This is a genomic window from Geobacter anodireducens (assembly GCA_001628815.1).
Lineage (GTDB): Bacteria > Desulfobacterota > Desulfuromonadia > Geobacterales > Geobacteraceae > Geobacter > Geobacter anodireducens.
Genome location: CP014963.1, coordinates 178800 through 192505, shown reverse-complemented (window position 1 = coordinate 192505; position 13706 = coordinate 178800). Strand labels below are relative to the sequence as shown.

Annotated in this window: 13 protein-coding genes and 2 pseudogenes; 3 read left to right on the top strand and 12 right to left on the bottom strand. The window is 63.8% G+C overall.

Translation table 11 applies throughout. The features are described from left to right. Positions 1–16: 16 nt before the first annotated feature. Together A2G06_00865 and A2G06_00860 are read right to left on the bottom strand one after the other, a co-directional pair. Entirely contained in the window at positions 17–934 is a 918-nt protein-coding gene (locus tag A2G06_00865; GenBank protein ID ANA39177.1) for a DNA methyltransferase, read from the bottom strand. 19 nt (positions 935–953) lie between these two features. Continuing rightward, entirely contained in the window at positions 954–2579 is a 1626-nt protein-coding gene (locus A2G06_00860) for a lactate permease (GenBank protein ANA39176.1), read from the bottom strand. Between the two features lie 181 nt (positions 2580–2760). Between A2G06_00860 and A2G06_00855 the strand changes: the two genes are divergently transcribed. Both A2G06_00855 and A2G06_00850 read left to right on the top strand, forming a co-directional pair. Next, positions 2761–2901, top strand: coding sequence for a hypothetical protein (locus A2G06_00855; GenBank protein ANA39175.1), 141 nt, complete (start codon positions 2761–2763; stop codon positions 2899–2901). A gap of 72 nt (positions 2902–2973) precedes the next feature. Further along, positions 2974–3306: a cupin gene (locus tag A2G06_00850; GenBank protein ID ANA39174.1), complete on the top strand. Its 333-nt coding sequence runs from the start codon at positions 2974–2976 to the stop codon at positions 3304–3306. A 20-nt stretch (positions 3307–3326) separates the two neighbouring features. On the opposite strand, the pseudogene A2G06_00845 reads toward A2G06_00850, so the two are convergent. The 7 genes and pseudogenes from A2G06_00845 to A2G06_00815 form a co-directional block, all read right to left on the bottom strand. Then, positions 3327–4138, bottom strand: a pseudogene (locus A2G06_00845) (protoheme IX farnesyltransferase). Then, positions 4135–5049: a cytochrome C oxidase subunit II gene (locus A2G06_00840; protein ID ANA39173.1), complete on the bottom strand. Its 915-nt coding sequence runs from the start codon at positions 5047–5049 to the stop codon at positions 4135–4137. The pseudogene A2G06_00845 and the gene A2G06_00840 overlap by 4 nt, the downstream one beginning before the upstream one ends. A gap of 9 nt (positions 5050–5058) precedes the next feature. After that, on the bottom strand, positions 5059–5349 hold the full coding sequence (locus A2G06_00835) for a cytochrome-c oxidase (protein ID ANA39172.1): 291 nt from the start codon (positions 5347–5349) through the stop codon (positions 5059–5061). Positions 5350–5359: 10 nt separating this feature from the next. After that, on the bottom strand, positions 5360–5962 hold the full coding sequence (locus A2G06_00830; protein ANA39171.1) for a cytochrome C oxidase subunit III: 603 nt from the start codon (positions 5960–5962) through the stop codon (positions 5360–5362). After that, positions 5959–7584, bottom strand: coding sequence for a cytochrome c oxidase subunit I (locus A2G06_00825; protein ANA39170.1), 1626 nt, complete (start codon positions 7582–7584; stop codon positions 5959–5961). Before A2G06_00825 ends, A2G06_00830 begins: the two co-directional genes overlap by 4 nt. Beyond that, complete coding sequence (locus A2G06_00820) at positions 7581–8417, bottom strand: cytochrome-c oxidase (GenBank protein ID ANA39169.1); 837 nt, start codon at positions 8415–8417, stop codon at positions 7581–7583. The genes A2G06_00825 and A2G06_00820 overlap by 4 nt, the downstream gene beginning before the upstream one ends. A 95-nt stretch (positions 8418–8512) precedes the next feature. Further along, complete coding sequence (locus tag A2G06_00815) at positions 8513–9079, bottom strand: nitroreductase (GenBank protein ANA39168.1); 567 nt, start codon at positions 9077–9079, stop codon at positions 8513–8515. Between the two features lie 527 nt (positions 9080–9606). On the opposite strand from A2G06_00815, the gene A2G06_00810 reads away from it, so the two are divergent. Further along, entirely contained in the window at positions 9607–9822 is a 216-nt protein-coding gene (locus A2G06_00810) for a hypothetical protein (GenBank protein ID ANA39167.1), read from the top strand. Positions 9823–9905: 83 nt separating this feature from the next. Here A2G06_00810 and A2G06_00805 read toward each other — a convergent pair whose 3' ends face one another. From A2G06_00805 to A2G06_00795, 3 genes and pseudogenes are all read right to left on the bottom strand, one after another. Beyond that, positions 9906–10778, bottom strand: coding sequence for a bifunctional 5,10-methylene-tetrahydrofolate dehydrogenase/5,10-methylene-tetrahydrofolate cyclohydrolase (locus A2G06_00805; GenBank protein ID ANA39166.1), 873 nt, complete (start codon positions 10776–10778; stop codon positions 9906–9908). A gap of 164 nt (positions 10779–10942) precedes the next feature. Next, positions 10943–11829, bottom strand: a pseudogene (locus A2G06_00800) (AAA family ATPase). A 366-nt stretch (positions 11830–12195) separates the two neighbouring features. Continuing rightward, positions 12196–13704 (bottom strand): radical SAM protein, encoded by a 1509-nt coding sequence (locus tag A2G06_00795; GenBank protein ID ANA39165.1) that lies wholly within the window; start codon positions 13702–13704, stop codon positions 12196–12198. Between the last annotated feature and the right edge of the window lie 2 nt (positions 13705–13706).

The following is a 13706-nucleotide window of genomic DNA, read 5'->3' as shown; positions in this document are numbered from 1 at the left end:
TCATTTCTCTCCCCGATCACCCCTCCTCAGCCGGCAACGGCAACGCCCGAAGCACCTCCCGCACCGCGGCCACGGACAGACTGTTCCCCACCAATTGCCAGCGCTTGCGCAGCGGCACCTCTTCCGGAAAGCGGAACGACTGGGGAAAATGCAGGAGGCGGGCGATCTCCTCGGGAGAAAATCGCCTGACACCGTCGTTGCAGCGCAGGTAGGCCCCCGACGCCGTGAGGGACCTGCCGTAGCCCGAAGTGAAGCAGGTGGTGTAGGCATCGGAATCGGCGGGATCGAGAATGCGGAAGCCGGCACCGAACCGTTCCACGATGGAGGGGGAGAGCAGGAGTTCGGCCGGCTGACCGTTTGCCGGCAGGGGATCAAGGTACTCGGCCAAGGGCTTGCGGGGCAGTGGCGAGGATGTCTCCACCGATGCCAGGGCTTGCCGGGAGGCGGCCAGATAGTAGCGGGGGCGACGGGAGGGGATGCCCAGCTCCGTGGGGCAGAGCAGCCGCTCCTGCAGCCGGTATCCCCGTGACGCCAGTACCTCGGTGAGCCGGCCGTGGGCTTCGGAGCCGACGAAGCCGGCAACGTTCTCCAGGGCCAGATGGCGCGGCAGAGCCTCATCGGACATCCTGGCGGTCAGATCAAGGATATGCACGAGGCTTCGGGCCCGGGGATCGGCCAGATCCCGGCGGACGCCCCGTTCGCAGTAAGGCTGGCACGGGGGTGACAGCCACCAGAGGTCTACCCCTCCTGCGGTCAACTCCCAGGCGCTCACCCGCTCCAGATCCACCTTCCGCGCACCGTGGCCGGGAAAATTGAGCCGGTAGGTGGCAAGGGCCGCGTCGTCCTGATCCAGGGCCGCCACCACGTGGACGCCCGTCCCCTCCACCGCGGCGGCGAAGCCGCCGATGCCGCAGAAAAGTTCAACCGCCCTCATCCCCGCCCCTCCGGGCTCACTAAACTCTCCCCATGCCGTTGACCGTGAGCAGAACAACCACAAACAGGGAGGTGACCAGGGTGAGCAGGAGCGCGAAGACAAAGGCGATGCGGATCACCTTCCCCTCCTCGCCGATCCTGTCGATGGCTGCGGCAGCGTTCTGGAGCTTGGCGGGCGAGATGACGCTGGCAAGCCCGCCGCCGAAGGCGAGCCCCGCCGTGACTATGATCAGCCCCGACAGCGGCATGTCCAGGTTCTTGGCCGTGGTCATGGTGTACTTGGCGAACATGGCGATGGTCGATGCCTCGCTGCCGGTGATGAACCCGCCGAAGAGCCCGATGAACGCTACAACCTCCCCGTACATCCCCTGGAAGGCCAGGGCCGAGGAATCGGCCAGCACCTTGACCATGCTCGGCACCACGAACCGGTCCGCCGCCATGTCGTAGCCCGCCATGTTCATGATCTCGCCGATGGCGAAGAAAACGGCTGCCGCGAACACCGGCCGGGGTGCCCGCCGGGCCCAGACCCGGAGCGTTTCACGGAGCTGCTCCCCCGTGGGCTTCAGGAACGGCACGGCCAGGATGGTGCTGACCAGGATCCAGGTGTAGGCCTGCCACAGGGCCCGCGTGTCCAGGGGCTTGCCGTCGGCCGTGAGGCCCGTGATGGGCAGTTTCATGGTCCGGTAGAGCCAGGAGAAAAGGTCCTGGGGAACGTTCAGGACGAGAATAAGGATAACGAGGAGGGTCCACGGCATGAAAGCCCGCCAGAGGGGCATGGCTGCGGCGAATTCCCGCTCCTCGGCGGAGAGGAGGGAGCGGTCGATCACTTTGCCGCCGGTGACAACCAGGTAGGCCGCCATGGCGGCAATGACGGCGATGCCGCAGAGGACGCCCGTCAACACCACCAGGTTGTCGTACTGGTTGGTGAAGCGGGCCACCACGCCGATGACCGCGCCGGTGAGGAGGCAGGGGAGCCACCCCTCCCGGATCGCCTGCCATTTCCCCACGATCCAGAGCATGCAGAACCCGATCATGGTGGAAACCACCGGCAGAAACATGTAAAAGACCATGCCGGCCTGGTGAAGGGCGATCTCGTTCCCCTTGCCGAGAAAACTGTTGGCGAGATCCACGAAGACCACGATGGGCGCGCCCAGGAGCGCATAGGTGCAGAGGGAGTCATAGCCGATGGCCGGCAGGGCGATGGCCACGTAGGTGGAGTAGCCCATGGCCAGCAGGATCGGCGGCAGGATCGAGACCGGCGTGGCCCCCACGGCCACCATGAGGGTCCCGAAACCGATGTTGATCATCATGATCTGCACGGCCCGGTTGTCGCTGGCAATGGTCCTGATGAAGATGGTGATCCGCCGGAGCGCGCCGGTCTTCTCCATGAGCGCCATCTGAAGGAGCGACGTGGCCACGATGAGCGACACGGAAAAGGAGCGGATAAAGCCGGCGGCGGTGGAGCGGATGATGACTTCCGGCGTGGTCTGGAATCCGAGCCAGGCCACCACCGAGATGGCGAACCAGCCGATGATGCCGCTCACATCGGCGGCCTTGCGGAACACCAGAAGCATGACGAGGATGACTACGATGGGGAGCAGGGTCAGCAGCAACGGCAGGGTCAAGGGAATAACCTCCAGTAACATACCGGCCCCTCAGGAGCCGGGGGCGGTGCATCGACAGACCGCCGCACAGCATACACCCGGCACCGCCGGCGAGGCAACCCCCCACGGAAGACCGCTCGCCCTTGACCTGCATCAAGGCCATCGCGGGCCGGCGGTGCTATCGTACCAGACGTGACAGCGCCATCACCGCAGGAGGAATGCCATGACCACGAGCGAACTGATCGCCACCGCAACCATCTGGGCCCTGACTGCCGTCGGGGGGTTCTTTGCCCTGCGGGGTATCTGGCGGCGGCGCCGGCACGGAGCCGCTGTGGCGGAGAAGGACCGCAATCGCCTTCCTTGACTCCCGTCAATGGCGATCGGCCCAGGATACGGCATACTGTACCCATACCATCACGAAGCACGGGAGGCTATCATGAGCACAGGGAACGAAACACTCGCGGGACGCGCCATCGGCATGGCGGAACTGGCCCAGTACCAGCCCGGTTCGGTCGTGAGCCGCACCCTCATCGACAAGAAGATCGGCACCATAACCCTGTTCGCCTTTGACGAAGGCCAGGGACTCAGCGAGCACACGGCCCCCTATGACGCCTTTGTCCAGATCGTGGACGGCGTCGCCGACATCACCATTGACGGCCAGGTCCACCGGGTCGCTGCCGGCCAGATGATCATCATGCCCGCGGATCGCCCCCACGCCCTGAGGGCCGTGGAACGGTTCAAGATGCTGCTGGTGATGATCAGGGCCTGACGGGCGCCGGCGCTGCTCCGCTATCCGAGGAGCAGCGCCAGGGTCATCAGGAGTGGGAATGCGTTGAGCCAGGGAAAGAGGGTCCTTTCGGAGCGAGAACGGCAGGCCGGGAGGAGCAGGAGCGGCACCGCGGCGATCCACGGGGCCATGTGCGGACCCATGAGGCCGAAGGCGGGGAGGAGCAGGACGCTGGCCGCGAGCGCGGCCAGCCAGAGCCGCACGTGGGAGGACGGGTCGCGCCCCCCCGTCCCCGGGATGAACAGCGGGATGCGCGCCCGCCGGTAGTCGTCGGCGTGACGCCGCTGGAACAGCCAGAAGTGGGGAACCTGCCAGAGAAAGAAGATGCCCGCCAGGAGGATGATCCGATAGTCTCCGGGCGCGCCCCCGGCAAGGTCCAGCCGATCACCGGCGGGAGTGCGCCGCTCACGGCCCCGATGGCCAGGGCCAGGGAGGTGCGGCGCTTGAGCGGCGTATAGACCGCCAAGTACCAGGCGAGCGCCACGGCACCGAGCAGCGGGGGGACGGGGCCGCCAACGGCAAGCAGCAAAAGGCCCGCCCCGATGCAGGCACAGCCAAGGGCAGTGGCCATGGCGGGAGAGAGATCGCCCCGGGGCAGGGGCCGTTGCCGGGTTCGCTCCATGAGGCGGTCCAGGTCCCGCTCCAGCACCTGGTTGAGGGCCGAGCCCCCGGCGGCCAGGATCGCGACGCCCGCCAGCGCCGCCCAAAGAGTCGCATGTGCGGCATGGGGGGCGAGGGCATGTCCCGCCACCGCCGCGATGCCATTCAGCAGCGCCAACCGGGGCCTGAAGAGAACAAGGGCCCGCCGTATCACTTGAGCTCCCTGATGAATTCCACCATCTCCTCCACCTCTTCATCGCTCAGGCCCGGATAGGGCGGCATGACCGGCGGGAATCCCTTGACCACCTGGGCCGCCGGCTGACGGATGGAACGCACGAGGTATGCCTCGTCCACGGTCAGGGTCCGCTCGACGCCATCCTCCGTCACGGCCACCTGGTGGCCCCAGATCCCCTTGAGCGTGGGTCCCACCCGAAGGGATCCGTCAACGGAGTGGCAACCCAGGCAGCCATGCTTCTCCAGCAGTTCCCGCCCATGGCCTTTCCCTTCCGCCTCCCTGTCCTCCCCATGGCTGAGCCAGACCCGGAATTCCTCCTCGGGAACCGCCTCCACGGAGGTGATCATGGCCGAGTGGCCGGTGCCGCAGTAGACCGAGCAGAAAATATCGTAGGAGCCGGCCTTGGGAGCCACGAACCAGACATGGTTCTTCATCCCCGGCACCACGTCGCGCTTCACCCGGAAGGCGGGGATGTAGAACCCGTGGAGCACGTCCCTGGACACCAGATCGACCCGCACCGGCTTGCCCACCGGCACGTAGAGGCGGGGGCTCGTCCTGCCGCCGGGGTACTCGAAGCTCCAGGACCACATGCGGGCAACGGCCGTCACCTCCATGGCCCCCGGCGGCACGTGGCGGAGCGACAGGTAGCCGGACCAGCCGTAGTAGAACATGGCCAGCACCAGCACCGTGGGGAGGGCCGTCCAGACGATCTCCAGCCGGAGATTCGACGAAGCCTGCGACGTGGGTTCGGGTGACCGGGAACGGTGGTAGCGGATGACAAAGGCCACCATGACCACCGTGATACCGGTCAGGAGGAGGATGCAGGCACCCAGGATGAACATGAAGACCGGATCGACGGCTTCGGTTGTGGTGGTCGGGAAATCGCGCACGTCAATCCCTCAGCGGTAGAGCACATCGAAAAAGGTTAATCCGATGAACAGGGCCAGGGTCACCAGGGCCAGGAAGAGGAGCCACCGCAGGAGCCTCCCCTCGTATTTCATGTGCATGAACACGGCGATTACGAGCCCCCCCTTGGCTGAGGCTATGGCCAGGGCCGCCGCGACCTTGTATCCCCCCAGATCGAGCCGCGTCACAAAGACCGTGGCCCCGGTCAGGAGGAGAAGCGCTGCCCAGACCGAGGCCAGGGTGCCGTAGCCGACGGGGCGGTGGGTTGTGGAACCGGATGTCATGTCAATCTCCTCACAGCATGAGGTAGTAGAGCGGAAAGATGAAAATCCAGACCAGGTCCACCAGGTGCCAGTAGAGGGCGCCGTTCTCAAGCCAGATGTAATCGCCGGCATGAACCCGACCTTCCTTGACCCGCCGCGCCACCACCGCCAGCAGGACTCCGCCGATCAGGACATGGAGCCCGTGAAGCCCGGTGGTGAGGTAGTAGAGACCGAAGAAGACCGACTCCCCCGGCGGTCCGGCGGCCAGGTCCGGCGAGCCGGGATAGATGCCGTGGCCGATCTTGGCGCTCCACTCCGCGTACTTGATGACCAGGAAGAGGCCGGCGCAGACGATCGTCCCCCCAAGCGCCCGGAACGCCACGCGCCCCTCGTCCCGCTGGACCGCCGTTACCGCCAGGGCCGCCAGGAGGCTGCTGGTGAGAAGGATCGCCGTATTGGCCGTGCCCAGGACCAGGTCGAGCCAGTGCCCGGCAACGGCGAACTCCGCGGGGTAGCGGTGGAGATAGACCGCATAGAGGATGAAGAGCCCGCCGAAAAGGAGCATCTCCGTAAAGAGAAAGAGCCACATGCCGAGCTTGGCCCCGGCGTAGTCCCGGTGTGTGGCGTGGCTCATGGGGCCCCCGCTCCCTTGAAGTCATAGGGTCCGTGGGTCACCACCGGTTCCTCGGCAAAGTTCTCCGTGGGGGGCGGGGTCGGCACGGTCCACTCCAGGGTCGCGCCCCCCCAGGGGTTCGCCTCGATCACTGGCTCTCCCTTCCACAATCCCCGGAACAGGTTCACCACCATTACCGCGAGCCCCAGGGCCAGGATCCAGCTCCCGATGGTGGACGCCAGGTTGAGGGCCGCGAACTCGGGGAGGTAGTCGTAGTAGCGCCGGGGCATCCCCTTCATCCCGAGGACCTTCATGGTGAAATAGAGAATGTTGAACCCCACGAACATGAGGGCCCAGGCAACGACCGCCGGCCGGCGGGCGTACATCCGGCCGTAGAACTTGGGCAGCCAGTAGTGCATGGCCGCGAAGAAGGCGAAGCCGGCGCCGCCGAACATGACGTAGTGGAAGTGCCCCACCACGAAGTGGGTGTCGTGCACGTGAATATCGGTGGCGGCTGCCCCGAGAACCAGCCCGGTCAACCCGCCGATGGAAAAGAGGAGGATAAAGGAAAGGGCGAAGAGCATGGGCGGGTCCAGGGAAATGGATCCCCGGTAGAGGGTGGAGACCCAGTTGAAGACCTTGATGGCCGAGGGAATGGCCACGATGAAGGAGAGGAAGGAGAAGACCAGTACCGCCGTATCGCTCATGCCACTGGTGAACATGTGGTGTCCCCAGACGAGCGACCCGGCCGCGGCGATGGCAAGGCTGGAGAAGGCGATCATCTTGTAGCCGAAGATGGGTTTTCGGGCAAAGACCGGGATGATCTCCGACACCACTCCCATGGCAGGCAGGACCATGATGTAAACCGCCGGGTGGGAGTAGATCCAGAAGAGGTGCTGGTACATGATGGGATCACCCCCCCGGCTCGGGTCGAAGAGGCCGACCCCCAGGATCCGCTCGGCGATGATCAGGACCAGGGTGATGCCGAGGATCGGCGTGGCCAGGATCTGGACCCAGGCCGTGGCGTAGAGGGACCAGACAAAGAGGGGGAGCCGCCCCCAGCTCATCCCTTCCGCCCGGAGCCGGTGGATGGTGGTTACGAAATTGATCCCGGTCAGGATGGAGGAGAATCCGACAATGAAGACCCCGAAAACCGCCAGGGAAACGTTGGTGGCCGTGCGACCGCTGAAGGGGAGGTAGAAGGTCCAGCCGGTGTCCGGCGGGCCGCCGCCCGTGACGAGGGAGAGGAGGATCACCCCGGCTCCGGTGGCATAGAGCCACCAGGAGAGGAGATTCAACCGGGGAAAGGCCACGTCCCGGGCTCCGATCTGAATCGGCATCAGCATGTTGCCGAAGGCGCCGGGAATGCCGGGGATGATGAAGAGAAAGATCATCACCACGCCGTGTACGGTGAAAAAGGCATTGTAGGCATCGGGCCCCATGATGGTGCGCCCCGGCGCCATCAGCTCAAGCCGGAGGATGAGCCCCAACACGACCCCCACCAGGAAAAAGCCGAAAACCGACCAGAAGTAGAGCAGCCCGATCCGTTTGTGGTCGGTGGAGAGAAGCCAGGCGCCGATACCGCCCTTTTCCGTATCGCTCCAGAAGCCGGCAGCGGAGCCTGTCCGTTCAGACCGGTTCATGATCCTCCCTTGCGCTGCCGTGCGCCCGTTCTCCCCGTTGTCAGCAGAAAGGCGAGAAATGCCCCGGCTGTCAGGATGACTACCGTGGCGCTCACGCGCAGCAGGTTGAAGACATAGGTTTTCTGCTTCGGATCAAAGGAAAAGCAGTATCCCACCACCGTCCGAATGGTCTTGCCGACTTTCCCCTCCCGCGCCTCCAGCAAGGCCAGGGTCACATCCTTGGGCAGGAAGGAGGTCCCGTAGAGATAGCGGATGATGGTGCCGTACCCGGCGATCACCACGCTTGCCACCGGATGCACGAAGTCGCGCCCCTTCCGCTGGAAGCGGTAACCGATCGCGTCGGTCAGCCGGCGGATATTCGCCGCGTCACCGGTCAGGAACCGCCAGCCGTCCTCAGGGAACGGCGTGGTGATGGCCCCCTGGTAGATCCGCCGATAACGGGCAGCCAGATCGGGCGGTTCCGTCTCGTCGAAACTGACGGAGATTACCCGGTACTCATCCCCCGGTTTCCGCCGTATCTCGGGGATCACCGCTGCCATGCCGTTCTGGAGGAAATTGCAGACATTGGTGCAGCGGTAGTAAACGGGCAGGATGATCGTCGGTCCCGTAACCAGGTCCGCCAAGCGAACCGGCCGGCCGGCTTCGTCGTTGAACGTCAGATCGAGGGGTATCTTCTCCCCCAACCGCTCGGCGACTCCCACGCCGACTGCCTCCGCCGCAACCGGCGCAGCATGGTGATGGTGCTCTTCAACCGGCGAGGATCCGTCGGTGGCCGCGCCACCGTGCAGGGGCAGCACCAGGGCCAGGCAGAGGACAACGAGATATCGTAGCACCCTTCCCTCCGTCATGGACGCCGGAATCTGTCGAGAGCCGGTGCGGGGGCGGTCTGTTCTGCCGGTCCCGCACCGGCTTCCGTTGCAACGGCCGGCTAGGACTTCCACTTGCCCTGGAACACGATCTCATCCAGGGGCTTGCGCGCCGGGCCCGACTTCGCCTGCGTCTCCTCCCGGGGATAGCCCAGGGGGAAAAGCCCCACGATCCTGATCTCCGGCGGGATGTCCAGGAGATCGCCGAGCTGTTCCTCGTCGAAAACGCCGACAAACACCGAGCCGAGTCCCACGGCATGGGCAGCGAGCATGAGGTTTTCCGTGGCGATCCCCACGTCCGTCATGTAGTACTGCTGCCCGCGCAGATCGCCCGACTCGCCGGGCACGCCGCAGGCAACGATCACCACCGGCGCTTCGGCGAGCGCCTTCTGGGCCGGGTTGGTCCGGTAGCCGAGCGGCGCGAAAAATGCCTCCACGAACGACAACTCGCTGATCTTTGCCTTGATTTCGGCATCCTGCACCACCACGAAACGGCTGCACTGCATGTTCGCCCAGGAGGGCGCCTGCCGTGCCGCCTCCAGCACCGTCTGAAGCTTTTCCGGCTCCACCGGCCGGTCGGAAAACGCCCGCACGCTCCGTCGCGTCCTGATTGCTTCAAGAGTATCCATGTGCATGCCTCCTTGTCGGTCAATGCCAGTTTTTGCTTGCCCCAGGGGCTCGACGGCCCGGGCTCTTCCCGGGAGAAAACGCCCGCTCAAAACAAAGAATCGCTCAGAACTGTCGGCACCACCCTGAGGCAAAGTAGAACTAAGTTTACCGGTAGCCGGCCTCCGACGCAAATCAGGAAGGCATTTTCCAACTGAAATCGCGACAATTGCAACTCATGTTCTGCATGCGGCAGTCAGTCGCGGCAATGGGCCGAAGATACCCGGTTGTAACAAAAGGCCCCCATGAACTCAAAGTGCCCGTTATCAAAATAAAATTTCGTTTCCCAAGAATAAGTCATGCAATTACAGCATGTTATAGTATAAATAAAATCAGTATACATATTAAAACCAAATGGCAGTCTATACAGCGACACAATGCACTTGTAACATATTGTTTTGTTGTAACTTTTTTCACATCACCCCTTGCATTCCCCAGGAGACCCGTTTATAGTTTCAGTAAACTAGTCAAGAATGAAAGGAGCAACACCATGAAGTGCCCCGTATGCAAAGCCCACGGCCAGCAGGTAGCCATCGATCTCCACTCGGAAGGTTTTTCCGAAGACATCGTGACCTGCGATATCTGCGGAACGGTGTGGGCAGTTAACCACGGCGCGATGGAAATCATCACTGATCCCCAGGAGAACTCGTTCCTCGAAGCCGTAACCGAGTGCGTTGAAGCGCACGACTACAGCTTCGCGGCCTAACGACACTGAACGCACGAGGGGCGGGACACCTCTCACGGCGCCCCGCCCCCGTGGAAGCGTAGCAGACGGCTCATGGACTCCGGTCAGGCCAGATTGAAATTATTCTGGTAGGCCATGAGCGTATTGATCATCAGGGCGGCAACGGTCATCCTCCCCACGCCACCGGGGACCGGCGTGATCCAGGAACATTTCTGCGCCACATTTTCGAAATCCACATCCCCCACAATCTTGCCGCTCTCCAGACGATTGATCCCCACGTCTATCAGCACGACCCCATCCTTGACCATATCGGCCGTAACAAACCCCGGGATGCCCACGGCAACGATCACGATGTCCGCCCGGCGTGTTTCATCCAGCAGGAGCTCGCGCGGAGTTTCAATGTGGGTGAGCGTCACCGTGGCGTTGCCGATATCGAAGTCGTTGGAGAGCATGATGGAGATCGGCTTGCCCACGATGTTGGACCGGCCGATCACGACGCAGTGCTTTGCCTTGACCGGCACCCCGTAAAACTGCAGCAGCTTGCAGATGCCGTAGGCGGTGGCAGGACGGAACGCCTTCTGCCCCAGGGTCATGCGGCCGAAGTTTGCCGGATGGAATCCGTCGATGTCCTTTTCCGGCGCAATGGCGTTGATGACATGCTGCTGGTTGATGTGTTTCGGCAGGGGCAGCTGGACGATGAGCCCGTCGGTGGTGGGGTCTTCGTTGACTTCCTTGATCTTTGCCAGCAACTCCGACTCCCTGATTGTCTCGGGGAACCTCAGCAATGTGCTCTCGAAACCGGCGAGGCCGCTGGTGGCGATCTTGGATTTCACATACGATTCACTCGGCGCATGCTCGCCCACCAGAATGATGGTCATGTGGGGTGTGCGCAGTCCCGACTCCGTGTAACCCGCCACTTTCCTGGCAATCTCGGCCACCAGGCTCTCAGCACACTTCTTTCCGTCCAGCAGATTCATCTCGACACGCTTCCTCTCTCCGTCAATCCGGGCTTACCCCTTCAACGGGGAACGACAAACCATTTTTCGTATACAAATCGCCAACTTCACCAACAGGCTCCCGTTGTATCACAAAAAATGACCGGCCACAACATCACCCGTGGCGGGGCTGTCGAGAGATCATGTTACCGTCCGCCGAGCAGGTAGCGCCCAACCCAGTGCCGTGAAAACTGAAACGCCGTCCGCCCGCACCGCTTGCTCTTGTCGTGGGACCACTGGATGGCCTCCCGCTCGATCTCCTTGGTCCAGGGAATCTCCACCTTGCGCTGGCGGGCCTCACGCTCGATGCAGAGACGAACCGCCTCCAGATAACGGTCCTGGGAGAAGACGTGGAAGGCAACCCACAACCCGAAACGGTCAGAGAGGGAAATCTTCTCCTCCATTGCCTCGCTCTGCTGGAGCTCGCCATTAACGTATTTCCATCCCACGTTGTCCGACTCGTACTCGGGGATCAGGTGCCGACGGTTTGAAGTCACGTAGATGAGCACGTTTTCCGGGGCCGAGTAGACCGAGCCGTCCAAGGCGCTCTTGAGCATCTTGTAGCTCAACTCTCCCACCTCGAAGCTCAGGTCGTCACAGAGAAGGATGAAGCGGTAGGGCTCGTTCTCTACGGCCGCGAAGATCTCGGACAGATAGATCAGGTCCTCTTTCTCCACCTGGACAATCCGGAGGCCCTGGGCGGCATATTCATTCAGCAGCGCCTTGACGAGAGACGACTTCCCCGTCCCCCGGGATCCCCAGAGCAAGGCGTTGTTGGCCGGAAGCCCCCGGAGGAACTGGAGCGTGTTGCTTGTCATCACCTCTTTCTGCTTCTCGATGCCGAGCAACTCGGGCAGGGTGACGGTATCGGTCTGGCGCACCGGTTCGAGATAGCCGGAAAAGGAATGGCGGCGCCAGCTGGCGGCATGACAGACCGACCAGTCCACCGGCGCGTGGGGCGCGGCAGCAGCATTTCCACGGAGGTGAGCACCCGTTCAAGACGGGCCACAAGTTCAGGTTTCAGGTTGAACATAACGCATCTTTCTTGCCGGGCAGTTGTAAGTCTCGTTTGTCATAGCTCCACCGACGGCCCCCCAATGGAGCCGGGGATTCTCCTGGAGAAGAAAGTCCCGCACAAAGCAGGGTGCCGGTGCGACAGGAAATCGGCTCTATGGCTGTTGAGGCGAGTCGGGGGACCAGGGCAACGCGTGGAGGTTTTTCCGAGAGAGACTCCCCGGTTTCCTTTACACCAACAGAAACCAACTATGACAAAGTAGGATTAACTGCCCGTAATTTGGACTGAAAAGCCGATTGATCCTGTATACGCCACGGGCATTGACCCTGTCAAAGCAATTCTGCCAAGAGAAACAGAAGGCGCGGGATGGCTGACGCAGCCTGATCAGCCCCCGACGAAAAAGGGTGCATGGTTGGAGGTAAACACCGGCGGGTCCCGGCGCAGAATCGGCGCCACGGCGGGATGGCGCGTGAACTCCCGGTCCAGGAAGCGCCGCACCTGCTTCCGGTCCCAGCCCCGGGGATGCCGGAAGGCGGTGTAGAGCGAGAGATCTCCCTCGTAGAATGGCGCAGTGCCGTAAGCATCGGCCTCATCCCCGCTGATCGGCATGTTGAACACCGCCAGATTGAGGAATCCGATCTCCTCCCGGTGCTCTGCCACGAATGCCAGCGTCCGCCGGGCAGCCTCTTCCGTTTCCGCGGGGGTGCCGAACAGGAGGTAGGCGTACACGGCAATGCCCGCCTCCCGCAGACTCCGGAGGGCCCGTGCCGCCGTTGCCAGGTCGACCCCCTTGTGCAGCCGGTCCAGCACCCCCTGATCCCCCGACTCAAGCCCCAGCTTCAGCATCACGCATCCGGAGCGTCTGAGATCCCGGCAGAAATCGGGATCCGCCAACTGTTCGTCGACCCTGGCGAAGCCATACCAGGGGACGCCCGGCGGGGCAGCCGCCATCCCCCGCAGGAGCGACGGACTGACGGCATTGTCAAGAAGGTGCACCAGCGCGGGTTGGTGCCGGCTGACCAGGGTCTCCAGATCAGCCAGTACCCGCTGGACGGCGCGGGGGCGGTAGGCGTTTCCCTCGGCCCGCTCGGGACAGAAGGAACAGCGGTTCCAGTAGCAGCCGCCGGCGGCGCTGTAGGGCAGAACCAGTCCGGGGGAAAGGTAGTCGTGCAGGGGCAGCGGGTCGTAGGCGGGCGGCACCTGGTGGCAGAGCGGCTCTTCGGCCCCCAGAAGCCGCAGAAGGGGCAACTCCCCGGGCCCGTCCACCAGGTGATCCACGAGGCCGCCGAACGGATTGCGCCACCCGGGGCGCCGCAGCCACGACGTGACCAGCCCGCCGCCCAGCACCAGGGTCAGTCCGGGGAACCGCGTGCGGAGAAAGCCGATCATGGCGAAGGCAGAAACCGCCTGGCTCAGGTAGTTGAGGGACAGGCCCGCCACGCGGACGCCGTCCAGCTGCTCGGGCAGGCGTTGACTGAACCAGGGATGGAAGGGATTGCGCTCAGGCTCTTCCGCAGCCCTGAGCAGATCGGCACCCGATACGGGGGAAAACCCGTCCTGCCGGTAGTCCGCAAGCCCCGGCACTGCGCCGGAGTCGCGCCCCGCCGCGGCCAGGAGCCGGTTCAGGTCGCTGACCGCCCGGCGGTACCGGTCGGGGGAGCGGTAAGCGTCCATCCCCCGCAGTGCGGCCAGGTGATCTGCACGGCTTCGGGATGCCCGGCGGGTCCAGGTGTCGGTAGCCGGAGACGGCTGATCCAGCAGCCAGAGGAGCCCCTCCAGGTTGGCATCCAGTACCCGGCAGGGAAGGCCGTGGGCCCGGAGCTCGCCCGCGAGGCGGGCGATGCCGGCGGGCGGTTCACCCGGTTTGGCGACAGGGGGATGAATGAGGAGCATGG

Excerpts from the sequence above, each read along its gene's own strand:
- A2G06_00865 (ANA39177.1), bottom strand. The coding sequence starts at position 934 with ATGAGGGCGGTTGAACTTTTCTGCGGCATCGGCGGCTTCGCCGCCGCG.
- A2G06_00860 (ANA39176.1), bottom strand. The coding sequence starts at position 2,579 with ATGTTACTGGAGGTTATTCCCTTGACCCTGCCGTTGCTGCTGACCCTG.
- A2G06_00855 (ANA39175.1), top strand. The coding sequence starts at position 2,761 with ATGACCACGAGCGAACTGATCGCCACCGCAACCATCTGGGCCCTGACT.
- A2G06_00850 (ANA39174.1), top strand. The coding sequence starts at position 2,974 with ATGAGCACAGGGAACGAAACACTCGCGGGACGCGCCATCGGCATGGCG.
- A2G06_00835 (ANA39172.1), bottom strand. The coding sequence starts at position 5,349 with ATGACATCCGGTTCCACAACCCACCGCCCCGTCGGCTACGGCACCCTG.
- A2G06_00830 (ANA39171.1), bottom strand. The coding sequence starts at position 5,962 with ATGAGCCACGCCACACACCGGGACTACGCCGGGGCCAAGCTCGGCATG.
- A2G06_00825 (ANA39170.1), bottom strand. The coding sequence starts at position 7,584 with ATGAACCGGTCTGAACGGACAGGCTCCGCTGCCGGCTTCTGGAGCGAT.
- A2G06_00815 (ANA39168.1), bottom strand. The coding sequence starts at position 9,079 with ATGGATACTCTTGAAGCAATCAGGACGCGACGGAGCGTGCGGGCGTTT.
- A2G06_00810 (ANA39167.1), top strand. The coding sequence starts at position 9,607 with ATGAAGTGCCCCGTATGCAAAGCCCACGGCCAGCAGGTAGCCATCGAT.
- A2G06_00805 (ANA39166.1), bottom strand. The coding sequence starts at position 10,778 with ATGAATCTGCTGGACGGAAAGAAGTGTGCTGAGAGCCTGGTGGCCGAG.
- A2G06_00795 (ANA39165.1), bottom strand. The coding sequence starts at position 13,704 with ATGCTCCTCATTCATCCCCCTGTCGCCAAACCGGGTGAACCGCCCGCC.